General features: G+C 51.8%; 21 protein-coding genes and 6 tRNA genes. 1 reads left to right on the plus strand and 26 read right to left on the minus strand.

Annotated features, from left to right (window positions below; all coding sequences use genetic code 11):
- Nucleotides 1-21: 21 nt before the first annotated feature.
- From E8E00_RS10575 to E8E00_RS10665, 19 genes are all read right to left on the minus strand, one after another.
- Nucleotides 22-630, minus strand: coding sequence for a hypothetical protein (locus E8E00_RS10575; RefSeq protein ID WP_371414188.1), 609 nt, complete (start codon nt 628-630; stop codon nt 22-24).
- A gap of 17 nt (nt 631-647) precedes the next feature.
- Nucleotides 648-2,225 carry a glutamate--cysteine ligase gene (gshA, locus tag E8E00_RS10580; RefSeq protein WP_096631000.1) on the minus strand — a complete coding sequence of 526 codons (1,578 nt, stop codon included), beginning with the start codon at nt 2,223-2,225 and terminating at the stop codon, nt 648-650.
- Between the two features lie 97 nt (nt 2,226-2,322).
- Nucleotides 2,323-5,169 carry a pitrilysin family protein gene (locus E8E00_RS10585; RefSeq protein ID WP_096630997.1) on the minus strand — a complete coding sequence of 949 codons (2,847 nt, stop codon included), beginning with the start codon at nt 5,167-5,169 and terminating at the stop codon, nt 2,323-2,325.
- An 11-nt stretch (nt 5,170-5,180) separates the two neighbouring features.
- Complete coding sequence (locus E8E00_RS10590; protein WP_069586873.1) at nt 5,181-5,603, minus strand: YqaA family protein; 423 nt, start codon at nt 5,601-5,603, stop codon at nt 5,181-5,183.
- A 64-nt stretch (nt 5,604-5,667) separates the two neighbouring features.
- Nucleotides 5,668-6,624: an NADP-dependent oxidoreductase gene (locus E8E00_RS10595; RefSeq protein WP_096630995.1), complete on the minus strand. Its 957-nt coding sequence runs from the start codon at nt 6,622-6,624 to the stop codon at nt 5,668-5,670.
- A gap of 170 nt (nt 6,625-6,794) precedes the next feature.
- Nucleotides 6,795-7,925 carry a sodium ion-translocating decarboxylase subunit beta gene (locus E8E00_RS10600; RefSeq protein WP_069586871.1) on the minus strand — a complete coding sequence of 377 codons (1,131 nt, stop codon included), beginning with the start codon at nt 7,923-7,925 and terminating at the stop codon, nt 6,795-6,797.
- 9 nt (nt 7,926-7,934) lie between these two features.
- Nucleotides 7,935-9,719: a sodium-extruding oxaloacetate decarboxylase subunit alpha gene (gene oadA, locus E8E00_RS10605; protein WP_096630993.1), complete on the minus strand. Its 1,785-nt coding sequence runs from the start codon at nt 9,717-9,719 to the stop codon at nt 7,935-7,937.
- Nucleotides 9,720-9,751: 32 nt separating this feature from the next.
- Complete coding sequence (locus E8E00_RS10610; protein WP_077455254.1) at nt 9,752-9,997, minus strand: OadG family protein; 246 nt, start codon at nt 9,995-9,997, stop codon at nt 9,752-9,754.
- 536 nt (nt 9,998-10,533) lie between these two features.
- A tRNA-Arg gene (locus E8E00_RS10615) sits at nt 10,534-10,610 on the minus strand.
- Nucleotides 10,611-10,635: 25 nt separating this feature from the next.
- A tRNA-Arg gene (locus tag E8E00_RS10620) sits at nt 10,636-10,712 on the minus strand.
- A 55-nt stretch (nt 10,713-10,767) separates the two neighbouring features.
- Nucleotides 10,768-10,844 (minus strand) — tRNA-Arg (locus E8E00_RS10625).
- A 32-nt stretch (nt 10,845-10,876) separates the two neighbouring features.
- Nucleotides 10,877-10,969 (minus strand) — tRNA-Ser (locus E8E00_RS10630).
- A gap of 9 nt (nt 10,970-10,978) precedes the next feature.
- A tRNA-Arg gene (locus E8E00_RS10635) sits at nt 10,979-11,055 on the minus strand.
- A 24-nt stretch (nt 11,056-11,079) separates the two neighbouring features.
- Nucleotides 11,080-11,172, minus strand: a tRNA-Ser gene (locus E8E00_RS10640).
- 200 nt (nt 11,173-11,372) lie between these two features.
- A complete protein-coding gene (gene csrA / locus E8E00_RS10645; RefSeq protein WP_069591103.1) occupies nt 11,373-11,570 on the minus strand; it encodes a carbon storage regulator CsrA in 198 nt (65 codons plus the stop codon).
- Between the two features lie 443 nt (nt 11,571-12,013).
- A complete protein-coding gene (alaS, locus tag E8E00_RS10650; RefSeq protein ID WP_096630991.1) occupies nt 12,014-14,596 on the minus strand; it encodes an alanine--tRNA ligase in 2,583 nt (860 codons plus the stop codon).
- 146 nt (nt 14,597-14,742) lie between these two features.
- Nucleotides 14,743-15,192, minus strand: a complete 450-nt coding sequence (locus tag E8E00_RS10655) for a regulatory protein RecX (protein WP_240531929.1) — start codon at nt 15,190-15,192, stop codon at nt 14,743-14,745.
- Entirely contained in the window at nt 15,192-16,238 is a 1,047-nt protein-coding gene (gene recA, locus E8E00_RS10660) for a recombinase RecA (RefSeq protein ID WP_069591106.1), read from the minus strand. The genes E8E00_RS10655 and recA overlap by 1 nt, the downstream gene beginning before the upstream one ends.
- 133 nt (nt 16,239-16,371) lie before the next feature.
- The gene (locus E8E00_RS10665) at nt 16,372-16,854 is read right to left on the minus strand and encodes a CinA family protein (protein WP_069591108.1); all 483 of its coding nucleotides are present in this window, start codon (nt 16,852-16,854) and stop codon (nt 16,372-16,374) included.
- 108 nt (nt 16,855-16,962) lie between these two features.
- On the opposite strand from E8E00_RS10665, the gene mutS reads away from it, so the two are divergent.
- Entirely contained in the window at nt 16,963-19,542 is a 2,580-nt protein-coding gene (mutS, locus tag E8E00_RS10670) for a DNA mismatch repair protein MutS (protein ID WP_096630989.1), read from the plus strand.
- Between the two features lie 68 nt (nt 19,543-19,610).
- Here mutS and rpoS read toward each other — a convergent pair whose 3' ends face one another.
- The 7 genes from rpoS to ispD all read right to left on the minus strand — a co-directional run bounded on the left by rpoS (nt 19,611) and on the right by ispD (nt 25,250).
- A complete protein-coding gene (gene rpoS / locus E8E00_RS10675) occupies nt 19,611-20,585 on the minus strand; it encodes an RNA polymerase sigma factor RpoS (protein ID WP_069591112.1) in 975 nt (324 codons plus the stop codon).
- 97 nt (nt 20,586-20,682) lie between these two features.
- The gene (gene nlpD / locus E8E00_RS10680; RefSeq protein ID WP_096630987.1) at nt 20,683-21,588 is read right to left on the minus strand and encodes a murein hydrolase activator NlpD; all 906 of its coding nucleotides are present in this window, start codon (nt 21,586-21,588) and stop codon (nt 20,683-20,685) included.
- A 33-nt stretch (nt 21,589-21,621) separates the two neighbouring features.
- A complete protein-coding gene (locus tag E8E00_RS10685; protein ID WP_069591116.1) occupies nt 21,622-22,242 on the minus strand; it encodes a protein-L-isoaspartate(D-aspartate) O-methyltransferase in 621 nt (206 codons plus the stop codon).
- A gap of 78 nt (nt 22,243-22,320) precedes the next feature.
- Nucleotides 22,321-23,058 (minus strand): 5'/3'-nucleotidase SurE, encoded by a 738-nt coding sequence (gene surE / locus E8E00_RS10690; RefSeq protein WP_069591117.1) that lies wholly within the window; start codon nt 23,056-23,058, stop codon nt 22,321-22,323.
- On the minus strand, nt 23,039-24,076 hold the full coding sequence (gene truD, locus E8E00_RS10695) for a tRNA pseudouridine(13) synthase TruD (RefSeq protein ID WP_069591119.1): 1,038 nt from the start codon (nt 24,074-24,076) through the stop codon (nt 23,039-23,041). The genes surE and truD overlap by 20 nt, the downstream gene beginning before the upstream one ends.
- Complete coding sequence (ispF, locus tag E8E00_RS10700; RefSeq protein ID WP_069591121.1) at nt 24,073-24,552, minus strand: 2-C-methyl-D-erythritol 2,4-cyclodiphosphate synthase; 480 nt, start codon at nt 24,550-24,552, stop codon at nt 24,073-24,075. The genes truD and ispF overlap by 4 nt, the downstream gene beginning before the upstream one ends.
- Complete coding sequence (ispD, locus tag E8E00_RS10705) at nt 24,552-25,250, minus strand: 2-C-methyl-D-erythritol 4-phosphate cytidylyltransferase (RefSeq protein WP_168174068.1); 699 nt, start codon at nt 25,248-25,250, stop codon at nt 24,552-24,554. Before ispD ends, ispF begins: the two co-directional genes overlap by 1 nt.
- Nucleotides 25,251-25,280: the final 30 nt, after the last annotated feature.

Consider the following 25,280-nt stretch of genomic DNA (forward strand, 5'->3'; position numbering starts at 1 on the left):
CTTTTAATTCATCACTGTGGCTTAGAAAGGCCACCAGCTCAGATTATCCTCTAAACGTTGCCGACAGCCTTTAAGCTGCCAGCCATAATCCTTGGCTTGCTGCTCTACTTTTCGCGCGACACGTTTAAGTCCGGGTTTGCGCTCAAAAGAGCCGCGCTGAAAACCGCCGCGTCCTTCATGGTAAGCCAAATATTGTCGGTACACATCCCATTTAGACACACCAAGTTGACGATAGGTTTCGTTGGTGTACCAACCAATAAATTGCAATGCATCATCGAAGTTGGTGCGTGACCCGCCATTACCGGTTGCCTTTTGATAATCCGACCATGCAGGGTCTTGCGCTTGTGCATACCCGTAGGCACTGCTCACTCGCCCCCAAGGTAAAATCCCCAAGACATAATCACGAGGCGGCAAAGCATCATGGACAAACGCACTTTCTTGTTTCACGAAGGCCATCGCGACTTGGATGGGTGTCCCCCACGCCTTTTCCATCTCCACCGCCGCTTCAAACCAATCTGGATTCTGTTCAAAAATCGCACATAGGTTATTCGGATTATCCGGCGGTGGTGTTGCACAGCTAGACAGTAATAATACCGCCCCTAGTGCCGCGAAAGCTCGGCTAACACACACCCAAGTCATCCTCCGATTTACCAGCTTTCTGCCATTGGCACATCTTTGAAATAGTCTTTCAAGAAGGCCTCAAAACTAAGTGTGTCACTCGCTTCAACGTCCTTTTGACGAGCGAGACTGGCAGCCGCTTCTTGCAAAAATTCCGCATCACTGTGCACACGATAGTCATCGCCACTGAGTGCCGTCTTGTGCGCACTGGCTAACCCTAAGCCCACATTACCAATACCACCTTGAGCGATAATATCGGCAAGTAGGCGTCCAGAGAGAGTGAGCTCTGGATTGTCAAAGCAGGCCATCATTTTATCGCAGACGGCTTCGTAGCGATTATCACCCACCGCTCGGTCCATCACGACAGCCAATTGTTTGAGCTCAGCCATCACGTGTAACCCCCACTCTGCTTGTGTGCGCTGATGGCCGTCACACCCGGTGGTAAGCAATAAGCCTGGCTTGCGCCCCTCAATCACTATCTTGTTCCAGTTCTCACGCCAGCAATTGAGCTCCGCATCCGTCATCGGATCTGACGGTGAGAGCGCACACCAACTCACAAAGAGATCTAAGAAATGGATTTGGTCTTGTTCAATGCCAACCGGACTGTAAGGGTTAACATCTAGCGAGCGCACTTCAATGTACTCGACACCGGCACGGTCCAAGGCTTCTGTGGGCTTTTCACCACTTTGTGCATTACGTTTCGGGCGGATAGGCGCATAGAGTTCATTTTCTATCTGCAAGACATTGGTATTAAGCTGGCGATAACTGTCACCATCACGGATCCCAAGCTTGGCAAACTCATGCGAGGGGGTACGAATCGCACTGCGCAGTCCTTCCAAATATTGCTCAAGGGTATTAAAGCCGATTCTTAGCTCGGCTTGCGCGTTGTTGGTATAGCCTAAATCACTGAGACGCAACGAGGTTGCATACGGTAAGTAACAGGTACCTGATGGCAAATGCTCAAACGGCAAACGGGTCTGTGCATGCTTAATAAAGGTGCCACACAAGGCAGGTGACGCACCAAACAAATACGGGATCATCCAACCGTGACGGTAGTAGTTACGGATAAGATCAAAATAGCCTTGCGTGACTTGGGCTTGCGTCACGGACTCCGTGTGGTAGAGATGCTGCCAAAATGTCTCTGGGAGGGAGATGTTAAAATGCACCCCAGAGATCACTTGCATCACACTGCCATAGCGATGTTTGAGCCCTTGACGATAAAGTGTTTTCATCCGCCCGATATTCGAGCTGCCATATTGTGCCAAGGTAATATCGTCTTCAGACGCGACCACACATGGCATGGACATGGGCCATAGCTGCTCGTCACCCATTTGCTTGTAAGTAAAACGGTGAATGTCTTGCAGCTCATCGAGCATTCCGTTGACCGATGTATTGACGGGCGTAATAAATTCCAACAAAGACTCCGCAAAGTCCGTGGTGATCCATCGATGCGTTAGCGCTGAGCCAAGTGCATCTGGATGCGGCGTCTGTGCCAAGTGCCCGGTTGGCGTGATCCGTAAGGCTTCACGCTCCAGTCCTCGGCCAATCCCCTTTAATGCTTCTGGGTTTTGCGCCAAACGCGCTAACCGCTGGGTGAAATCAGTCAAAACGTTTCTCTTATCTTTGTGCTGCGTGACGGGTTAGGATAAACAAGCTATCACTCAAAAGCCATCACGCAGCGACATGTGTTTACTCGAGGCGGCGTTAGCGATACTCAAGCGTAAGCGGATTCACCGGCAAACCAAGCGCTTTCAGCTCTGGCGCAAGCTGTTCGGCATCTCCGACAACGATGATTTGATAGTCATTCGGATTAAACCAACGTTTCGCCGCTTGATTTAAGCGTTCGAGATCAATCGTTTGAATGATCGCTTGCTGCTCATCGCGGTAGTTGTCGGATAAATCAAACTCCTCAATATGGGCAATTAAGCCTGCCTTATCCCACGGGGTTTCATAGTTCAGCGCATCTTGTTGTCCGCTCGATTGGCGCAGATAAGCAAGCTCTTGCGGTGTGAAACCATTTTCCGCCACATTGGCCATTTCCTGCCAAAGCTGGTTGATTGCATCTACCGTCGCGTTCGCACGCACATCAGCATCAAACTCAATGGTGCCGAGTTGACGCCCACTGTACACACCGCCACCAGCGCCATAGGTATAGCCTTTATCTTGGCGCAGGTTCTGGTTAATACGAGAGTTGAAGTTGCCGCCAAGATTAAAGTTGGCCAAGCGCGTGATAAACATTTCGCCAGTCGCATCATAAGGCATACCGTGGCGCACCATACGGATACTGGTTTGCGGCGCTTTCGGTTTATCTACGAGCCAAATTTGTGGCTGTTTTTCATCACGAGGAACCGCGCGGGCGATTTGGGGCTGCGAACGAGGCGCCTCTTGCCACGGTGTTATTTGGTTCGCCAACGTCACGGCTTGATCGCGTGACAAATCGCCCACGACCACAAGCTGGCTGCCTTTCAACACATAATGTTGGCGATAAAACGCGCGAACGTCATCAATGGTGAGCGCTTCAATATCTTTCGCTACACCGCCTTGCGGTGAACGGTATACCGCATCTTGGAATAAAAGCTCTCGAGTGGCTTGGTCTGCGAGCCAGCTAGCATCATCGGCACGCGAGGCGATCCCTTCCAGCAGTTGCGCTTTGAGACGCATGAAGTCTTGCTCGGAGAAGGTGGGCGAGCTGATGGCTTTGTGAACGAGTTGCAAGGTTTCATCCACATGTTTTTTCAGCGCAGTCATCGTGATAAAGGTTTCATAATCACCGGCTTCAATACTCGCCTGACTCCCCAATTGCTTCAGGGCTTGGGTTAACTCAGCCGCACTCATCCCCGCCCCACCTTCGGTGACCATCTGGGCAGTAAGGTTAGCGAGACCGCGCTTGTCATTCGGCTCCATTAAGGTACCGGCAGGCAAGGTCATATACAGGGTAACCGTCGGCGTTTCGCGACTCTCTGTCCCGACAAGATGAATGCCATTATCGAGGTTGGCACGATAAATTTGCGGCACGTTTACCGTCACACTACCAGCAGTAGGAGGCACTTGGGTGCGATCAATATTTTCCGGCGTACGACGTGGTGGCAGCTTCTCGTGTGAAGGCGCGATGCTTTGCGCGTAGTCGGGGCGCTGATACACAAAGTTAGCTGGCTTCGCCACTAAATCCGTGCGCTCGTACGGCACCACACTCAGATACACGGCAGGCTTATTCTTCACCCAGCGGTGGAAACTTTCCATCACGTTTTCAGGGGTCACCGCCTCAAGACGCGCCAAACGTGCTTCTAAGCGATTGGCATCACCAAATAAACTGAAGTCGCTAGCCAGCTGCTCGACTTTGCCGTCCACGCTTTGCAGCGCGAAGATGTCATCTGCTTCAGCCATGGTTTTGATGCGGGCAATACTTGCCTTCGACACCCCTTGTTGCTCAAAAGTCGCAAGTGAGTCCATCAACAGGGTCTCAACCTCAGCCAATGATTGCTGCTGGCTGCCTACGCCATAGAGCTCAAACGTACAAGCTAGTTCACCACAACGGTGGGAAGCGCCCGCGCTCAACAGCTTACCTGACTGCACCAATGACTGATAAAGCAGGCTATCGCGATCTTGTCCAAGCACGCTGGCAAGAACGCCTAAGCGGGTGCTGGTATCTGTGTCCGGCGTACCGGTTGGGAAGGTAATGACCAATACGGGTTGGGAGATTTGGTCTTCCAAGGTCACATAGCGGTCCGCCTCAAGCGTGACGGGTTGTGGTTTAGGGTCAGCGACCTCTGGGCCAGCAGGAATATCACCGAAGTACTTGTTCACCCAAGCCAGTGTTTGTTGTACATCAATATCTCCACCGATGGTCAAGGTGGCATTGTTTGGTCCGTACCAGCGTAGGAAAAATTGCTTCAAATCCCCTACGTCAACACGATCAAGATCCTCAACGTAGCCAATCACAGGCCACGAATAGGGATGGCCTTCAGGATAAAGCGCTTGATTAATGGTTTCATTAACCCGGCCATAGGGCGCATTATCGATACGATAAGCACGTTCGTTTTTCACCGTATCACGCTGGACTTCAAATTTGCGTTGCGAAACCGCGTCTAGCAAAAAGCCCATTCGGTCCGACTCAAGCCAAAGTACGCGCTCTAACTCATTGGCGGGAACGGTTTGATAATACTGAGTGGTATCGCGATCGGTCGAGCCATTGTTATATCCCCCCACTTCTTTGATCCGTTTGCCGTGATCATCCACATGCTTGGAGCCTTCAAACATCATGTGTTCAAAAAAGTGTGCAAAGCCCGATTTACCCGGTTCTTCACGGGATGAACCGACGTGATAACGCATATCGACTTTCACCAAAGGATCGGAGTGGTCTTGATGCAACAGAACGGTCAGCCCGTTATCAAGACGAAACTCTTGATAAGGCACCTGTGCGCTACCCTTTGGCGGCGACACGGTTTTAATCCAAGTAATACCTTCAGGGGTTGGCGTGGCTTGTGGGCCAAGTAACTGACACCCTGTCAGTGAGGCAAGAACAAAAAACGAGACGAGCAATAAACGTTGCATATGATAATTTCCTACCCGGCTACCCAATGATATGACAAGACAAGAATAAGGTAGCGCGCTGTTTTTGCAGAAAAAATAACTAGCCAGCACCAAGACTGGCGTAAACGTAGCCACCCGGCGACGACACATAGGGGATCACCAATGGCGGGCACCCAACTTAACAATAATGCGGCATAACCGTATCGCTTTAACCACGCCAGCGCGTGGCGATCCCAGCGCCGCTTGGGTTGATAGTCAGGTAACCAACGACCAATCGCATAGTTGGTCATACCGCCTAGCGTATTGCCCACGCTGGCAATCGCAATAATGACGCTTTCGGGGTAGCTATGGTGATGAAGCAAATACACCATATTGGCTTCAGAGCCACCCGGGAGCAAGGTGGCACTGAGAAAGCTGGTTGCAAACAACATAACCAGCGATGACCAATCGCCCATTCGACCGCAGACTCCCCTATTGGTTCAGGCGTTTAGGCCCTGAATGACCACTCTTTTTATCCATTTATGCAGACGGCATTTCGAGGACGCGTTTACCACGCGTATGACCTTCTTCAAGGGCAACGTGTGCTTGTGCAGCCTCCGCTAACGGATACACAGCCGCAATATCAATCCGTAAATCACCTTGGTCAAGCATGTCGAGTAGGCGCTGAGTTTGCCATGTATTGGGCTCCACCAGCATCCCAGTGGCTTTCAAGCCCCGTTCGGCCGCTGCTGAGGTAATCATATCGCGGGTATTGGTCGGCACGGTCACCACACGTCCGCCAGTGCGTAAACTGGCGAGCGCATCAATCCCAGTTTCTCCTCCAACCAAATCAATCAGCACATCAAATTCACCATGAGCCGTTGCCCAATGGGTTTGGTGATAATCAACTGGTTTTGCATCAAGCTGACGCAAGAAATCATGATTGGACGGCGACGCGGTCGCGTAAACATTCGCCCCAGTTCGAACCGCTAATTGAACCGCCAAGTGACCCACGCCACCGGCACCGGCCAAGATCAGTACTTTATCGTCTGCCTGTAATTGCGCATGCTCGAGCGCTTGCCATGCGGTGAGACCTGCCAGTGGTAAGGCAGCGGCATCTACCATAGGCACACTCGGTGGAACGGTCGAGAGTACCCCCGCGTCCGCTACTACGTACTGGCTATAACCGCCACCCCCAGTGGGAAAGCCAATCATACCTGCAACGCGGTCGCCCACATCAAACTTGCTTTCGTTGGTGCCATTAGCCACCACAACACCCGCAACATCATATCCCGGCACCCAAGGTAATTTGTCTTGGTTATGCTCTGCGGCCCAGCCAAGGCCTGCACGCGTTTTTGCGTCAATCGGATTCACGCCTGCCGCTTTTACCTGAATCAGCACTTGTTCTTCAGACGGGGACGGAATAGGACGATTAACGGCGGTTAACACCTCAGGTCCGCCAAATTGGGGGATCGCAAGAGATACATTGTTCGACATAAAGACTCCTTTCGCATGCCGTTGCCCGGTTGAGTCACCTGACTCATCACTTCATAGCAAAGCACTGCGTAATCGCAAACCGTAAACCTCTAGTCTTAACAAAAACGGCGATAGACACAATGCCTACCGCCGTTTTCTTTTCGCCTTTTCTCGTCACAAGACAGGGCGTATTATCCGACCAACGCCAACAAGATACCCGCAGCCACCGCCGAGCCCAGCACACCGGCCACATTAGGTCCCATGGCATGCATTAACAAGAAGTTGTGTGGGTTGGCATCTAAACCAACTTTGTTGACAACCCTTGCCGCCATGGGCACTGCCGACACGCCTGCTGCGCCAATCAGCGGATTGATCGGATCGCGGCTAAAGCGGTTAAGCAGCTTTGCCATCAGCACGCCGGCGCCAGTCCCAATACTGAATGCCACAGCACCGAGTACCAAAATGCCTAACGTCTCAAACTGAAGAAACTTATCCGCTTCTAACTTAGAGCCCACCGCCAAGCCAAGGAAAATGGTGACAATGTTAATCAGCTCATTTTGCGCGGTGCCGGATAAGCGGTCGACAACCCCACATTCTCGCATCAAGTTCCCGAGGCAGAACATCCCGACCAGCGGTGTTGCCGACGGCAAGAACAAGATGGTCATCATTAATACCGCCAGCGGAAACAGCACTTTCTCAGTTTTCGACACATGGCGTAACTGCTTCATCTCGATTTGACGCTCTTTTTCCGAGGTAAACAGCTTCATGATCGGAGGCTGAATAATCGGCACAAGCGCCATGTAACTGTAGGCGGCGACTGCAATGGCGCCGAGCAAATCCGGCGACAGCTTGCTGGCGAGGAAGATTGCTGTTGGCCCATCCGCACCACCAATAATGGCAATCGAGGCGGCATCCTTGAGTGTAAATGCCATCCCAGGAACCAAGTTGAGCAAAATGGCACCAAACAAGGTGGCAAAAATGCCAAACTGTGCCGCCGCCCCCAATAGCAGCGTGCGAGGATTGGCAATCAGCGCGCCAAAATCGGTCATCGCGCCAACGCCCATAAAAATCAATAGCGGGAAGACGCCCGTATCGATACCGACATGATAGACGTAGTAGAGCAAGCCGCCCGGCTCGTTAAATCCAGCGTTAGGAATGTTCGCCAGTATCGCCCCGAACCCGATAGGCAAAAGCAACAAAGGCTCGAACCCACGGCGAATGGCCAAAAAGAGCAACAAGCAACCGACGGCGATCATCACAAGCTGAGGCCATTGGAAATTCGCCAAGCCCGTTTCTGACCACAAGATCATTAATCCTTCCATGTTGCCCTCTTACCCTAAGTGCAATAGCGGCATACCCACGGTCACCGCATCGCCTTCTTTTACTTGGACATCCTGAACTGTGCCTGCTTGCGCCGCTCGGACCTCGGTCTCCATTTTCATCGCTTCGAGCACAATCAATACATCCCCTTCTTGCACGTGCTCACCCGGCGATACCATCACTTTGAAGATGTTACCCGCTAAAGGAGCAGTGACGGGTTCGCCTTGTGATTGAGCGGCGCTAGGTTGAGGGGCTGATGTCACTGGCGACGCGCTGGGCTGAATGTCTCCTAACGCGCCATCTGGACCCACATCCACGTTAAAGACCTGCCCATTCACACGCACGCTATAGGTTTCAATCTCACCGCCTGATGTCGGCTTGTTGGCCACAGAGGCAGACTCTGCTTCACCGGTTGGTGCTGGTTCAAAGGCATCGGGGTTGCCGCGATTTTGTAAGAACTTCCACCCCACCTGCGGAAATAACGCATAAGTTAAAACATCGTCGATTTTATCGTCTGACAAAGACACGTTTTCGGCGTCGGCTTTTTCAATGAGAGCCTGCGTGAGCGCATCCAGCTCAGGCGCTAATTTATCTGCAGGACGGCAAGTAATCGGCGCCTCACCATCCAGCACTTGGGCTTGCAGCTTCGCATTGACCGGTGCGGGCGCTTTTCCGTATTCTCCCTTGAGCAGCGCCGCCGTTTCTTTGGTAATACTCTTATAACGCTCGCCAGTCAGAACATTAATCACTGCTTGCGAGCCGACAATTTGGGAGGTGGGTGTGACCAATGGGATATAACCGAGATCTTCGCGGACACGCGGGATCTCATCGAGTACCTCATCCAATCGGTCGGCCGCACCTTGCTCTTTAAGCTGGCCTTCCATATTGGTGAGCATGCCGCCCGGCACTTGTGCGATCAAAATCCGAGAGTCAACGCCCTTGAGCTGCCCCTCAAACTGCGCATACTTTTTCCGTACCGTTCTAAAATAGGCAGCCACAGATTCCAACTTGTTGAGGTCGAGCTGCGTATCGCGCTCTGTGTTCTCCAGCATCGCCACAACGGTTTCCGTCGGCGTATGGCCATAGGTCTGGCTCATCGACGAAATCGCGGTATCTAACACATCGAGCCCCGCTTCAACAGCTTTAATGGCAGTGGCGGTTGATAAGCCGGTCGTCGCGTGACAGTGCAGTGATAAAGGGATATCACACGCCGATTTGATGCGACTTACTAGCTCATAGGCTTCATACGGCTTGAGCAAGCCAGACATGTCTTTAATACACAGTGAATGACACCCTAAATCTTCCAGTTGCTTGGCAAGATCTGTCCATGTGTCCAAGGTATGAACAGGGCTTGTGGTATACGATATCGTTCCTTGTGCATGTGCCCCGACTTCTACCGCGGCACCGACCGCCGCTTTGAAATTGCGCACATCATTCATGGCATCAAATATACGGAACACGTCCATACCATTGGCGTGCGCACGTTCGACAAATTTATGCACCACATCATCGGCATAGTGGCGATATCCTAGCAAATTTTGCCCACGTAACAACATCTGCATTGGCGTGTTCGGCATCGCCTTTTTCAGCTCGCGCAAGCGCACCCAAGGATCTTCCCCCAAGTAGCGAATACACGCGTCAAAGGTCGCCCCACCCCATGTTTCGAGTGACCAAAACCCAATTTGATCAAGCTCGGCGGCAATCGGCAACATATCGTCCAAACGCAGGCGCGTGGCAAACAACGACTGATGGGCGTCACGAAGCACCACATCGGTAATAGCTAACGGCGTAGACATAACAAACTCCTTTTTTATATGTGCCTTACCACTCAACGCTGGCGTTGGCGATATTGCTGAACAGCGACAGTAATCGCAGCAATCACATCCGGGGATGCTCCCGGCTGAGCTTTAACGGGGGTAGACGTGACAGACGATGCTGGCGTAGGCGGGGTAGGATCGCCAAAGCGAGCTAGCTGACGTACCAGAAAAATCAGAATTGAAAGAAATACGAACACCACTGACATGCCAGTGAGCATGAGCATCAGTGCCTGTTCTAAAAGCGGGCCCAGTTCCATGGTTATCGTCCTTGTCACCTATTCCCCTTTAACAATGATTTGATTCCTCACAGAGTTTAAAGGGGTATTTAATCGTTTGCGGTCAAAATACTAACTATTTGCATAAATGACAATCGATGTGTTGCGTTTTTGTTACCTGACAACGCAGGTCATCACCGCGCTAGACGCGATAAGCTTCATATGACGTTTACGTAAAGGTAAATTCATAGATTGCACATATTACGGAGAGTACTGAGGGTTTATCAGAGTTGCGAGCTTGTCTATGCAAGGGTTTCGATGCGGGAATCCAAATGATTTTGCGAATTTTGGAAAAAACCTTTTTCTTCTCCATAGCCAATCACTCTTAGGGACTGATAAAAGGAGAAAGCGTTAATAAACGCATCACAAGGATTGACCAGTAGGATGGATCACATGAGCGAGAAAAACAGACTGAACGGTCGGTATTTAACACAACGATAAATGAGGGAGTAACGCGAACTGCCACGGTAGCGTGACGAACAATAGGAGGAAATGAATTTGGGATTAAAGCAAAGAAATGGCGCGTCCGGGAGGATTCGAACCTCCGACCGCCTGGTTCGTAGCCAGGTACTCTATCCAGCTGAGCTACGGACGCGCTGACGGATTTGCATGATTGAAGATGGCGCGCTCGGGAGGATTCGAACCTCCGACCGCCTGGTTCGTAGCCAGGTACTCTATCCAGCTGAGCTACGAGCGCGTGTCTACAATCGGTTCATCCTGAACATCGTTTGCAAGTCTTCCGTGAAGGGTGATGGCGCGTCCGGGAGGATTCGAACCTCCGACCGCCTGGTTCGTAGCCAGGTACTCTATCCAGCTGAGCTACGGACGCACATCAGTTTTACAAGGCAGGCTTGTAAGTCATGGCGGTGAGGGAGGGATTCGAACCCTCGATACGGCTACAAACCGTATACTCCCTTAGCAGGGGAGCGCCTTCAGCCACTCGGCCACCTCACCACAAGTAAATGGCGCGTCCGGGAGGATTCGAACCTCCGACCGCCTGGTTCGTAGCCAGGTACTCTATCCAGCTGAGCTACGGACGCACATCTATCTTGCTTGCAGCAACATGGCGGTGAGGGAGGGATTCGAACCCTCGATACGGCTACAAACCGTATACTCCCTTAGCAGGGGAGCGCCTTCAGCCACTCGGCCACCTCACCGTCGCTGCGGGGGCACATATTACTTTGAGCCACAAATATGTCAAACACTTTTCGGGCAAAAATCGCTTAGCCCCAAACAAATGGACAATTATCACCCAAAGATCGGCTTTTTTGTTGGTTTATTGGTCGTTTAGACGTAATTATTCTGCAACTTTCTGGCATAAAAAAGGCCGACCTAGGTCGACCTTTTCTGCACTCAATTAGTAGTCGTTCTGACCACCGGCTGGGGTGCCTTTCTCTGCTTGTATGCGCATGTAAATTTCTTCACGGTGTACAGAGACTTCTTTTGGTGCGTTCACACCGATGCGAACTTGGTTACCTTTCACACCCAAGACGGTGACGGTGACTTCATCACCAATCATCAAAGTTTCGCCAACACGGCGAGTCAAAATCAGCATTCTTCTACTCCTTGAGTATCAATCTTTTACTTATTCAATCAGTGTCTGAGCCAGATAACCCGCCTGCGTACCGGCCCGCTATCTGTGATCGTATGACCATTTCCCTGCTCGTGATGCTAATGCGACGGTTAAATAAACGCCGCAACACACACTATGGCTGAATTATCAGACCATATCCAGAAAAGGGCAGAGAAATTTACTGTTTTATCATCATGCCGTTAGCAATGTTAGCGCTTGACCTGAGATAACAGTGTAAGAGAAATCTGTGTTGCACTGGTTGGCAAAGACGTAAAACCTAAGCCATATCACGTCTTCTCGCCAGCGCATTGCCTAAGGCGTTGCACTATACAGAATCAAAAAAAAAGTGCAATTATTAATCTAGATCACAAAAAAGGGTCGCCCATGGCGACCCTCTTGACTTTAACACTTAGCTGTGAACTCGATTAAAGGCGCTCTGCCAGCCATGCATCGACAGATTGAATCGCTTGCGGTAATGCCGCCACATCACTGCCGCCCGCTTGCGCCATATCTGGGCGACCACCACCTTTACCGCCGACTTGTTGCGCGACAAGGTTGACTAACTCACCGGCTTTGACTTTGCCAGTCAGATCTTTGGTCACACCGGCAATCAGACCGACTTTACCATCGGCAACGTTACCGAGCAGGACAATCCCGCTACCCATCTGGTTTTTCAAGTCGTCAACCATGCTACGTAGCGCTTTGTTATCTGCGCCATCGAGCTGGCTCACAAGCACTTTAACACCGTTAAGTTCTCGGACTTGATTGATAAGCCCTGCACTCTCCTGCGCCGCCAGCTTTTGCTTAAGCTGCTGAATTTGCTTCTCAAGCGCCTTGGCTTTGCCGTGTGCATCGTCAAGCTTGGCTTCATAGTCAGCTTGTTGCTGATACACACGCTCAATCGCATCTTGTCCGGTGATCGCCTCAATGCGGCGTATACCCGCAGCAATGCCACCCTCAGAGGTGATCTTAAACAGGCCAATATCACCGGTACGGTTTGCGTGCGTCCCGCCACACAGCTCGATGGAGAAGTCACCCATGGTCAGTACGCGTACTTTGTCGTCGTACTTTTCGCCAAACAGGGCCATCGCCCCTTTTTGTTTGGCCGCATCGATATCCATCACATCAGTTTGCACGCTGTGATTGGCGCGGATTTGCTCATTGACGATTCGCTCAACCGCTTTTAATTCGTCGTGACTGACCGCTTCTAGGTGCGAGAAGTCAAAACGCAATCCGTCTGGGCGCACCAACGAGCCTTTCTGTGCCACATGCTCACCTAAGACTTGACGCAGGGCTGCGTGAAGTAAGTGAGTGGCAGAGTGATTAAGTGCAATGGCTTGACGACGCGCGGCATCAACCTGCGCCTTCGCAGTGCTACCGACAAGCAGTTGCCCTTCTACTAAACTGCCGTAGTGCGCAATGGCCTGACCGACTTTTTGCGTATCTGTCACTGCAAAGCGGCCTTGCTCGGTAATCAGCACACCCGCGTCACCACATTGACCACCCGCTTCGGCATAGAAAGGGGTATGGTCGAGAATCACAACCGCGTGATCACCCGATGCGAGCGTCTCAACAGAGGCACCATCGACAAAAATCTCGGTAATGCTTCCTTCGCCCTCTGTGCCGGTGTAACCGCAGAAGTCTGAACCATGATCCACTTTGATGGCTTGGTTGTAATCAGTACCGAACTGACCCGCTTCGCGCGCACGCTGACGCTGTGCTTCCATCGCCGCTTCAAATCCGTCTTCATCGATGCGATAGCCGCGCTCACGGGCAACATCGTTGGTTAAATCAGCCGGGAAGCCATAGGTATCGTAAAGCTTGAAGACGGTTTCGCCGTCCAGCACATCGCCTTGCACTTTATCCAAGGCTTCTTCCAGCATGACCATGCCACGCTCAAGAGTGCGACCGAAATTTTCTTCTTCGATTTTAAGCACTTTTTCGACCATGGTTTGCTGCTCACGCAGCGCGTCGCCAGCCGTGCCCATAATCGCCGCCAAAGGACCAACGAGCTTGTAGAAAAAGGCACCTTTCGCACCCAGTTTATTGCCATGGCGCACCGCACGACGAATGATACGACGTAGCACGTAGCCGCGGCCTTCATTGGATGGCATCACGCCATCAACAATCAGGTACGCGCACGAACGGATGTGGTCTGCCACCACACGCAGCGATTGGTTACCCAAATCGTCGACGCCAATGTTGTCAGCCACTTGCTTGATCAGTTGCTGGAACACGTCAATTTCGTAGTTGGAATGAACGTTTTGCTTGATGGCTGCAATACGCTCGATCCCCATACCGGTATCAACCGATGGCTTCGGCAAGTTTTCCATGGTGCCGTCAGCTTGACGGTTAAACTGCATGAAAACGATATTCCAGATCTCGATAAAACGGTCACCGTCTTCTTCTGGAGATCCTGGAGGTCCACCCCAAATATGGTCACCATGATCGTAGAAAATTTCAGAGCATGGGCCGCAGGGTCCAGTGTCACCCATTTGCCAGAAGTTGTCTGACTCGTAAGGCTTACCGCCCTCTTTATCACCAATGCGCACGATACGATCAGCCGGTACACCGATAGTGTTGTGCCAGATATCGAAAGCTTCATCGTCGGTTTTATAAACGGTGACTAGGAGCTTTTCAGTCGGCAGGCCAATCGTTTCGGTCAGAAATTCCCACGCGTACTGAATCGCGTCTTGTTTGAAATAATCGCCGAAGCTGAAATTACCCAGCATTTCAAAGAAGGTGTGGTGACGTGCTGTGAAGCCGACATTTTCTAAGTCGTTGTGCTTACCGCCCGCTCGTACACAACGCTGCGCGGAAGTGGCGCGTGAGTAGTCACGTTTTTCGATCCCTAAAAAGGTATCTTTAAACTGGTTCATACCTGCGTTGGTGAACAAAAGCGTTGGATCATTGGCAGGCACGAGCGATGAGCTGGGCACAATCTGATGCCCTTTGCTTTCAAAGAACTTGAGAAACGCGGTGCGGATCTCATCAGTGCTCATATACATTGGCTAATCCTGATAATCGAGTGTTGCGTTAGCAACCGGTCGTAGTAATGACGCGATGGTAACATAATTTTATTTGCGCCATTGTAAACAACCGATCGCGTACGGAAAAGAGACAGTGCAGGATTCAGCGATAATTGATGAGGAATTTAGTCGTTGGAGAGCGCGTATTGAATTTGATCGAAGTTAAAGCCTCGCGATTGCAAAAAGCGCATCCGCTTGGCTTTGAGTTTTTGATCCGCGGGTGGGATCACGCCGTCAATATCAGCATATTTGCGCTGGGCGGTTTCTTTTGCCAAGGCAAACCAATCAATCTCAGCTGCTTGCTCTGCTTGAGAAAGTAACTCGCTATCGACCCCTTTACGCTTGGCATCTTGGCAGATGCGCAACCAGCCATGTTGTTTGCTGATCCCTTGGCGTAATAGGCTCGCTGCAAAACGGGCATCATCTAACCAACCCCGCTCTAAGCAAGTTGCCAAGGTGCTTTCAATCGTTTCGCTATCAAAGTCACGCTGCTCAAGCTTTTGGCGCAACTCTTGTACAGAATGATCGCGGCGGGCCAATAAGCCCACCGCAATCTCTTGGCACGATGACGACATTACAAATCGTCTTCTGTTTCTGCCTGCGCGTCAGCTTCTACCACTTCGTTATTCAATGCGGTTTGCAACAGCATTTCACGCAATGTGGTATCGAGCTCTTTCGCAATATGTGGGTTTTCTTTGAGGTACTTACAGGCGTTAGCTTTACCTTGGCCAATTTTATCGCCTTTGTAGCTGTACCACGCACCCGCTTTCTCGACCAGCTTGTGCTTGACCCCGAGATCAATCAGTTCGCCATGCAGGTTAATGCCTTGTCCATAAAGAATTTGGAATTCAGCTTGCTTAAAGGGCGCCGCGACTTTGTTTTTCACCACTTTCACTCGGGTGTCGTTACCGACCACTTCGTCGCCTTCTTTGATCGCACCAATACGACGAATATCCAAGCGCACCGACGCATAGAATTTCAGTGCGTTACCACCCGTGGTGGTTTCGGGGTTACCGAACATCACACCAATCTTCATCCGGATTTGGTTGATGAATACCATCAAGGTGTTGCTGTTTTTGATGTTGGCGGTCAATTTACGCATCGCTTGTGACAGCATGCGTGCCTGAAGACCCATGTGCGAATCACCCATCTCACCTTCAATTTCCGCTTTTGGTGTCAACGCCGCTACCGAGTCAATCACGATCATATCGACAGCACCGGAGCGGGTCAGTGCATCCGCAATTTCCAGCGCTTGCTCACCTGTGTCTGGCTGTGACACCAAAAGGTTATCAATATCGACACCTAACTTACGGGCGTAAACAGGATCTAGTGCGTGCTCGGCATCGATAAACGCACAGGTTTTGCCCATTTTTTGGGCTTCGGCAATCGCTTGTAGGGTCAGGGTTGTTTTACCCGATGATTCCGGACCATAAATTTCAACAATACGGCCAAATGGCAATCCCCCCGCCCCTAGCGCAATATCCAGAGACAATGAGCCGGTCGATACGGTTTCGATGTCCATGGTGCGGTCATCGCCAAGGCGCATAATAGAGCCTTTACCAAATTGCTTTTCGATTTGTCCAAGCGCAGCGGCAAGCGCCTTTTCTTTGTTATCGTCCATTTCAGTCTCCAAGAAATAAAACTCAATCTATGCGACGAGAAAGCTGTCGTTAATGCGGTCAAGTATACTGTCCATTTATACAGTGTCTAGAGCTGATCAGAAAAAATCTGATGTGTCCCACAACCCAAACACGTCACTGTAGCCGATTTAAAACATGACCAAGTGCGTGCGCAATGGTTTGCTCGCGTACTTGACGGCGGTGGCCATCAAAGTGACAGACTTCGGTCTCGGTTTCATCCTCTCGCCATGCCCACGCAAACCAGACGGTGCCGACTGGTTTTTCTTCACTCCCTCCTGATGGCCCGGCCACGCCACTAACGGCAATCGCAACATCTGCGTTTGCATGCTCACGCGCGCCCTCAGCCATTGCCGTCACCACAGGTTCACTCACTGCGCCATACTGCTCGAGCGCCATATCAGGTACCTTCACTAAACGCTGCTTCGCGTCATTGCTGTAAGTCACGAAGGCTTGATGGAACCATTGTGAACTACCCGCAACATCCGTCAGGCAATAGGCGATTCCCCCACCCGTGCATGACTCAGCGGTGGTGATGGTCAATTGTGCATCAGCCAGTACATCACCTAGCTGCTTTGCCAGTGAATATAAGTGGTCCACGTGTTTCTCCTTTTTCATGGCACCGAAATCCACATGACGTGGCTTTACCCTGTGCCCCGACATCACGTATTCTAAGCGGCCTTAACGTTCCATTTTGCAGGTCTAGTCGTGACAGTACAAGCGCTCGAAAAACACACGCCCATGATGCAACAGTATCTCAAGTTAAAAGCTCAGCACCCTGAGGAGCTGCTCTTTTACCGTATGGGAGATTTTTACGAACTCTTTTACGACGACGCCAAACGCGCCTCACAATTGCTTGATATCTCACTGACCAAGCGCGGTAGCTCAAATGGCGAACCCATCCCAATGGCAGGCGTGCCTTACCATGCGGTAGAAGGATACCTTGCCAAGCTTGTCCAATTGGGCGAACCCGTTGCCATTTGCGAGCAGATTGGCGATCCGGCCACCAGCAAAGGACCCGTCGAGCGCCAAGTTGTGCGTATTGTCACACCCGGCACCGTCTCTGATGAGGCATTACTGAGCGAGCGAGTGGATAATTTAGTGGCCGCCATCATCGCCGATGATATTGGCTTTGGCTTTGCCACCTTAGATATTACGTCCGGCCGTTTTGTGTTGAGTGAGCCACAAACGTTAGAACAAATGCAGGCAGAGCTGCAGCGTACCCAACCGGCCGAACTGCTCTATCCTGAGGATTTTGCCTACCCCGACCTGCTTTCGGTAAGCAAAGGCGCCCGCCGTCGTCCGATTTGGGAGTTTGACCTCGATACGGCCCGTAGTCAGTTGACCGCCCAGTTTGGCACCCGAGACTTGATTGGTTTTGGCGTAGAAGACTGCGCGCGCGGGCTCAGTGCCGCAGGCTGTTTGTTGCAATACGCCAAAGATACCCAGCGCACTGCCCTGCCTCATATTCGGGCGATCATCAAAGAACAACAAGACAGCGCGGTGGTGCTAGATGCTGCGACACGCCGCAACCTTGAGATCACACAAAACCTTGCTGGCGGCCATGATAATACCTTGGCCGACGTGCTGGATCGTACCACCACCCCGATGGGAAGCCGCTTGCTTAAGCGTTGGCTACATCAACCGCTCCGCGACCGAAGGGTACTCAATCAACGATTGGATGCGATAGAGACATTGCTTGATACTGGGCTTTATGGCGATCTCGCCGCCGAGCTCAAGCCCGTTGGCGATATTGAACGCGTGTTAGCACGCTTGGCGATGCGCTCTGCTCGCCCACGCGATATGGCCCGCCTACGGACTGCGCTTGCACAGCTGCCGGCGATTCAGTCACAGCTCAGTGAATTGAATCACCCCGCGTTTGCACACTATGCCAAAGCAACTCAGCCTATGCCTGAGCTTACAGATTTGCTGACGCGGGCAATTGTCGATAACCCGCCGGTGGTGATCCGCGATGGTGGAGTCATTGCCCCCGGCTATCACGCGGAACTCGATGAATGGCGTGAGCTGTCTGACGGCGCATCGCGCTACCTTGAGGAGCTAGAACAGCGCGAGCGTGACAAGTACGGCATTGATACTTTAAAGGTCGGCTACAACCAAGTGCATGGCTTTTATATCCAGATTAGCCGCGCACAAAGCGATCGCGTCCCTGCGCATTACATTCGCCGTCAAACGCTTAAAAACGCGGAGCGCTATATCATTGCTGAGCTCAAAGAGCATGAAGACAAGGTGCTAAGCTCCAAGTCTACGGCTTTGGCGCTGGAAAAACGGTTGTGGGAAGAGCTGTTTGATTTATTGCTTCCTCACCTCGCTCAATTGCAGGGTGCGGCTGAAGCGTTATCCGCCCTCGATGTGCTGTGTAATCTCGCCGAGCGCGCTGACACGCTTAATTATCACCGCCCTCAGCTCAGTGACCGAGCCGGTGTGGAGATTGAAGCAGGTCGCCATCCAGTCGTCGAACAAGTGATGACAGACCCCTTCATTCCGAACCCTATCTCACTGAGCCCTGAACGGCGTATGCTGATCATTACCGGCCCTAATATGGGGGGTAAGTCGACCTACATGCGTCAAACCGCGCTGATTGCTTTGTTGGCCCATATTGGTGCGTATGTGCCTGCCGACAGTGCCGTCATTGGACCGGTCGATCGCATTTTCACCCGTATTGGTGCGTCTGACGATCTTGCCTCAGGACGCTCCACCTTTATGGTAGAAATGACAGAAACGGCCAATATTTTGCACAATGCAACCGCACACAGTTTAGTCTTGATGGATGAAATTGGCCGTGGCACCAGTACCTATGATGGCTTATCACTGGCATGGGCCAGTGCTGAATGGCTGGCCGAGAAGATTCAAGCTATGACTCTGTTTGCCACTCATTATTTTGAGCTCACCGAACTACCGGGGCAAATGGACGGCTTGGTGAATGTCCACCTGGACGCGGTGGAGCATGGTGATGAGATTGCCTTTATGCACGCCGTACAAGAAGGCGCGGCGAGTAAATCTTACGGGCTAGCGGTGGCAGGATTAGCTGGCGTCCCTAAACCGGTGATCCGCCGAGCCAAGCATAAATTGGCGCAGTTAGAACAAAGTGGCCAACAAAAAGTCACTGGCGACACATCTAACAATCAGGCCGTGCCAACACAGCTCCCTTTGCTTCCTGAACCCAGTGAGCTCGATCAGGCCGTTGACGCGCTCAACCCCGATGAGATGACACCTCGTCAAGCGCTTGATGCACTCTATGCACTCAAAGCCCTCCAACAGTCTCGCTAATCATCCAATAACGCATTAAAAAGGACGGCACCTTGGCCGTCCTTTTTTGCTTATTGCGATTAGAGCCGTTATTGCTCGACATTAAACAAAGACTCAATACTCAGTCCTTGCTGGGTCAACATATCGCGTAGGCGACGCAATCCTTCAACTTGAATTTGACGCACGCGCTCACGGGTTAGACCAATTTCACGCCCCACGTCTTCAAGCGTGGAGGCTTCGTGGCCAAGAAGGCCAAAGCGACGCGCCAACACTTCACGTTGTTTGGGGTTCAGCTCTTGTAGCCATTGCACGATCGACTTTTTCATATCGTCGTCTTGGGTGGTGTGCTCTGGACCATCTTGTTTTTCATCGGCGATGATATCCAGCAGCGCTTTTTCTGAATCCCCACCAATTGGGTTATCTACCGAGCCAATGCGTTCGTTCAAACGCAGCATGCGATTGACGTCTTCAACCGGTTTATCGAGTTGGGCGGCAATGTCTTCGGCAGTCGGTTCATGGTCAAGTTTTTGTGCCAGTTCACGCGCCGTACGCAGGTAGACATTCAGCTCTTTCACCACGTGAATCGGCAAGCGAATGGTACGCGTCTGGTTCATGATGGCACGCTCAATGGTTTGGCGAATCCACCATGTGGCGTAGGTAGAGAATCGGAAGCCTCGCTCTGGATCGAACTTTTCAACGGCGCGAATCAGACCTAAATTGCCTTCTTCGACCAGATCCAATAGCGCAAGACCTCGGTTAGAGTAGCGTCGAGAAATTTTCACCACCAAACGGAGGTTACTCTCGATCATGCGTTTACGTGCCACTTCGTCACCACGTAGGGCACGACGCGCATACAACACTTCTTCCTCGGCGGTCAGCAGGGGTGAAAAACCAATTTCACTCAAGTAGAGTTGTGTGGCATCTAGGGCTTTGGATGTCGCAGCGTGCTGTTGTACAGCCTCTTCAACCTCTTCGGCAACCTCTTCAACTTGCGCATCCAAGGTCTCGAAATCCACGTCTTGATCCAAGCCGTCCAGTTTTTTCGCGGTGTTAGTTTGGCTCATAGCGCCTCCCTTATGGCGTAGCAGCTAAGCAGAGCGCATCTCTGCTTTCACCGGCCCCGTCACACTGGTGGCTTGACGATATCACACCTTTGTAGCGCTATCGCTTAGGCAAGTAATGCAACGGATTGACCGATTTTCCTTTGTAGCGAATCTCAAAATGCAACCGAACACTGTTTGTACCTGTACTGCCCATTGAAGCTATTTTCTGCCCCTTTTTGACAGACTGGCCTTCTGAAACCAAGAACCTGTCATTATGTGCATACGCACTCAGGTAATCATCATTGTGTTTCACTATTATTAATTTGCCGTAACCTCGAAGCGCGCTTCCGGCGTATACGACTTTTCCGTCTGCCGCTGCCTGAATGCTTTGTCCTCGTTGTCCAGCAATATCTATGCCTTTATTGCCTCGTTCAGTGCTAGAAAATCGCGACACCATTCGGCCGTTGGTTGGCCACTGCCAGCTTATCTGTTGGTTAGATACGCTCGCCGTCCGCTTGTTGTTAACAGCTTGTTTACTTTTTTGTTTAGTTTGACTGTACCCTGTGGTTGATTGGGCTTCAACTGCTTTTTGTTGCGAAACCGCCGTTTTCGCCTTCTTTTCTTGACCGAATTTACCATTTTCGGTGCTTTTACTAGAAGATACTGCTACCGCCGCAGCTTTTGCAGCTGAACTTGTGGCAGAGGCCACATTTGTTGCCCCTGAGGTGGACTTTGCCACATCAGGACGCTGATACGCAGGCTTCCACAACGCTAAGGTTTGACCCGGATAAATGGTGTAAGGCGGTTGAAGGTTGTTATGTTTGATGATGTCGTCAATATCACGATCGGTGATGTAGGCGATATAGTAGAGCGTATCGCCTTTCTTCACTTCGTAGTAGCTACCGCGGTAGCTACCTCTGTCGACACTGGAGTAGTCAGGCGTCACACTAGATACGGGTGCCGGGCCATGCCAAGCACACCCAGAAAGTATGACTACTGATAAAAGAAAAAACGCGATTTTCATCTGTTTTTAGTTTCTACTCCATAGACAGCGTAGTTAGGCCAGTTCGCCGGCAACAAGGGGCACAAAACGCACCGATTCAATCGTTTCGGTCAGAAACTCTTCGCCCTGCCTTGTCACCTTGATGAGCGTTTGTTGGTGCTCTCCAACGGGAATTAACATCACACCGCCTTCTGTCAATTGTTGGCATAATGCATCTGGAATACGCTCTGCCGCCGCGGTGACGATAATCCCATCATAAGGACCTTTCGCCGGCCAGCCTTGCCAACCATCACCGTGCTTGGTGGCCACATTATAAATGTCGAGCTGCTTGAGGCGTCGCTTGGCGAGCATTTGCAGCTGCTTAATCCGTTCAACGGAATAAACCTGATCCACCAGCTGAGCAAGTATCGCTGTTTGATAGCCAGAGCCGGTTCCTATTTCCAAAATGCGACTGTCGCGTCGCAAATTGAGCAATGTTGTCATCTTAGCCACAATATAAGGTTGTGAGATAGTTTGTCCCCACCCAATCGGTAACGCATTGTTTCCATATGCTTGGTGAGTCATGGCTTCAGAGACAAACAGATGCCGGGGCACTGCTTGCATTGCGTCTAGAACGCTTTGGTTATCAATACCTTGTTGCTGCAAAAATTGAATAAGTGATTGCGCTTGACTCAACGTCTGCTTCCTTTATCACTGAGTATTAATCGAACGAGATAGGCTAGCGCGTTAACTTCGCCAGCTTGTTTTCAGTAGCTATTCCGCTAACCACTGAGAAAACGCTCCGAGCGTGTCGTGAGCGGTAAGATCCACCTGAAGCGGCGTAATAGAAACGTATTGTTCCGCTATGGCGTGAAAATCCGTGCCCGGTCCGGCATCTTGCGTTTTTCCGGGCGCCCCGATCCAGTATATGGGTTTCCCACGCGGATCGCCTTGTTTTATCACATCTTCGGCATGGTGACGGGCACCAAGACGGGTCACCTTCCATCCTTTTAACGCTTCAATCGCCACATCCGGCACATTGATATTAATCAGACGATGACTGGGGGCGGCATGGCGCTGGTTTTTAGCCAAAAACTGCTTAATCACATGGGCGGCGGTGTCAAAATGCTGATGACCACATAGTGAAACCGCGATCGCAGGGGCACCGAGAAAGAACCCTTCCGTGGCCGCGGCAACGGTGCCGGAGTAAAGCACATCATCGCCCAAGTTTGCACCGTGGTTAATGCCGGTGATCACGAAGTCAGGTTGCCACGGAACCAATTGGTTCAACGCTAAATGGACTGAGTCAGTGGGCGTACCTTGCACCGCAAAACGCCCAGGACCGAGTTCACGAACCCGCAGCGGATTCTCAAGCGTTAAAGAGTTCGACGCGCCCGAACAATTTCGATCCGGCGCAGCGACCACCACCTCGGCAATCTCACTCAGAGCGTGAGTGAGCGTTTGGATCCCTTGCGCGTGGTAGCCATCGTCATTACTGATCAGTATGCGCATCCTGCTCTCCTTGTTCTTGTGGGCTAATCAGCTCGCGCATCACTGTGGTGGCGAAAGCGCCGGCAGGCAGAGAAAAACGCACACACAAGCTGTCTGCATCCAGCTCCCACGTCATATTTTTCGGCAACAAGCGGATCTCTCGGCGGTCATGGCGCATGCGGTTATTGCGGATCACGGCGAGCAGATCCGGCTCTTTATCGAGAACCGCCTGCTCAAACTGCTGCGCACTGTCTGTGGTGGGAAGGGCGTTGTCACCGGTCAGAGGGGCGGTAATACGCATCCCTTCAACGCCGGCTTGGTTGCAGGCGACGAGTTGGTCGGCATCGTCAACGCACAGATCACCCGCCAGTGTTTGGCTAAAACAGCCTGCCTCGAGGCGTGCTGAAACCACGTGATTAAACAGCAATGAACGCGCCGCAGAGAGGTAAAAACTGCGCTTACTTTTATCTTTCACTTTGCGCTCACCGCGTCCCCATGCTCGCGCTGCGTCAAGGTTGTTCCCTTCTCGGCCGAACCGCTGCTCACCAAAGTAATTAGGGACGCCTTGGGTTGCAATGGCCTCTAAGCGCGGCACCAATGCACTCGGATTGGCTAGAGCGCGGATCTGCAGCACAAAATCATTCCCGATAAGATCACCCGGCCGCAGTTTTTGATGGTGGCGAGCGGTCGCTTCAATGCTCAGTACGCCAGGATGCGTGGCGACAAACTCGTTTAAATCAGGATCGGCTTTGCCCGGTAATTGTACGCTGAACCACTGCTCGGTCACCGCATGCCTATCTTTCAGGCCCGCCCAACTCACTTGTCGTGATGACACACCGCATGCTTTAGCCAGCTCATTGGCCACATAGCGCGTATTCTCGCCACGCTTTTTGATTCGCACTAGAAAGTGTTCACCGGCTCCCGACGGGGTAAAACCGAGGGTTTCCGAGACGTAAAAGTCGTCTGGCGAGTGTTTGATTTGGCCGGATTGAGTCGGCTGGCCATGCATATAAGCCAGGGGAGCAAGTACGTCTGTCATAGCGTCTCTTTTGTTAGTAGCACAACGGCTTCACAAGCAATGCCCTCTTTACGCCCGGTAAAACCGAGTCGCTCTGAGGTGGTTGCTTTTACATTAATGGCATCGATGGGGGCCTTTAGATCGTCAGCAATCGCCGCACACATGGCGGGAATATGCGGGCCCATCTTTGGCGCTTGGGCGATGATAGTGATATCTGCATTACCCAAACGATAACCTTTTTCTTGTACTTTGCGGTAAACGTCGCGCAGCAACATACGACTGTCCGCGCCTTTCCACTCATCACTGGTATCTGGGAAATGCTGGCCAATGTCACCGGCCGCAATCGCGCCCAACAATGCATCACACAGGGCGTGAAGTGCCACATCACCGTCCGAGTGCGCAAGCAACCCTTGTTCATAAGGCACAGCAACACCACCAATGATCACCGGGCCATCACCACCAAATTTGTGTACATCAAACCCATGTCCAATTCGCATCATGATTTGCCTTCTTGTTGCGATAAGTAAAACTCGGCCAGCACCCTATCTTCAGGATGCGTCACTTTAATATTACTGGCACTGGCAGGAACTAATAGCGGGTGGCCACCCGCCGCCTCAATCGCCGACGCGTCATCAGTCACCTGATCACCAGCGCTTGCCAATGCCACTTTTAAGTGCAGGGTGGGAAACATTTGTGGCGTCAAGGCATGCCACAGTGCCTGTCTGTCGACAGTCTGTGCAATACAGCCATCCGGCTGTGCCCGCTTCATAGTGTCGCGAACCGGAGCAGCTAAGATCGCGCCGTCAGAATGGCTTTGGGCTGCGTGAATCAAGGCATCAATGTCTTTGTGAGTGACGCAGGGGCGTGCTGCATCATGCACCATCACCCAACGGGTCTGTACTGCCTCAAGCCCTGCCTGTACCGATTGTGCCCGCGTTGCACCGCCTTTGACGACGGTAATATCCGGATTGCCGCCCAGTCCGGTCTCAGCGAAATAGCCATCGTTCTCACCGATCGCGATAATCACGCGGTCAATCGCAGCATGACTCAGCAAGCGTTCAACGGTGTGGGTGATTAACGGCTTACCTGAAAGGTGTAAATACTGCTTTGGACAGTCTGCCTGCATGCGACTGCCTACGCCAGCGGCGGGCACCACCGCTGTAATTCCTGATTGCAAAGAGGCTTTTTCTACCACGCGTTTTCTCTTTGATTAGTCCGCGATCGT

It is taken from the genome of Salinivibrio sp. YCSC6, assembly GCF_004916735.1.
GTDB classification, from domain to species: Bacteria; Pseudomonadota; Gammaproteobacteria; order Enterobacterales; family Vibrionaceae; genus Salinivibrio; species Salinivibrio proteolyticus.

Excerpts from the sequence above, each read along its gene's own strand:
- E8E00_RS10585 (WP_096630997.1), bottom strand. The coding sequence starts at position 5,169 with ATGCAACGTTTATTGCTCGTCTCGTTTTTTGTTCTTGCCTCACTGACA.
- E8E00_RS10590 (WP_069586873.1), bottom strand. The coding sequence starts at position 5,603 with ATGGGCGATTGGTCATCGCTGGTTATGTTGTTTGCAACCAGCTTTCTC.
- E8E00_RS10595 (WP_096630995.1), bottom strand. The coding sequence starts at position 6,624 with ATGTCGAACAATGTATCTCTTGCGATCCCCCAATTTGGCGGACCTGAG.
- E8E00_RS10600 (WP_069586871.1), bottom strand. The coding sequence starts at position 7,925 with ATGGAAGGATTAATGATCTTGTGGTCAGAAACGGGCTTGGCGAATTTC.
- oadA (WP_096630993.1), bottom strand. The coding sequence starts at position 9,719 with ATGTCTACGCCGTTAGCTATTACCGATGTGGTGCTTCGTGACGCCCAT.
- E8E00_RS10610 (WP_077455254.1), bottom strand. The coding sequence starts at position 9,997 with ATGGAACTGGGCCCGCTTTTAGAACAGGCACTGATGCTCATGCTCACT.
- csrA (WP_069591103.1), bottom strand. The coding sequence starts at position 11,570 with ATGCTGATTTTGACTCGCCGTGTTGGCGAAACTTTGATGATTGGTGAT.
- alaS (WP_096630991.1), bottom strand. The coding sequence starts at position 14,596 with ATGTATATGAGCACTGATGAGATCCGCACCGCGTTTCTCAAGTTCTTT.
- E8E00_RS10655 (WP_240531929.1), bottom strand. The coding sequence starts at position 15,192 with ATGTCGTCATCGTGCCAAGAGATTGCGGTGGGCTTATTGGCCCGCCGC.
- recA (WP_069591106.1), bottom strand. The coding sequence starts at position 16,238 with ATGGACGATAACAAAGAAAAGGCGCTTGCCGCTGCGCTTGGACAAATC.
- rpoS (WP_069591112.1), bottom strand. The coding sequence starts at position 20,585 with ATGAGCCAAACTAACACCGCGAAAAAACTGGACGGCTTGGATCAAGAC.
- nlpD (WP_096630987.1), bottom strand. The coding sequence starts at position 21,588 with ATGAAAATCGCGTTTTTTCTTTTATCAGTAGTCATACTTTCTGGGTGT.
- surE (WP_069591117.1), bottom strand. The coding sequence starts at position 23,058 with ATGCGCATACTGATCAGTAATGACGATGGCTACCACGCGCAAGGGATC.
- truD (WP_069591119.1), bottom strand. The coding sequence starts at position 24,076 with ATGACAGACGTACTTGCTCCCCTGGCTTATATGCATGGCCAGCCGACT.
- ispF (WP_069591121.1), bottom strand. The coding sequence starts at position 24,552 with ATGCGAATTGGACATGGGTTTGATGTACACAAATTTGGTGGTGATGGC.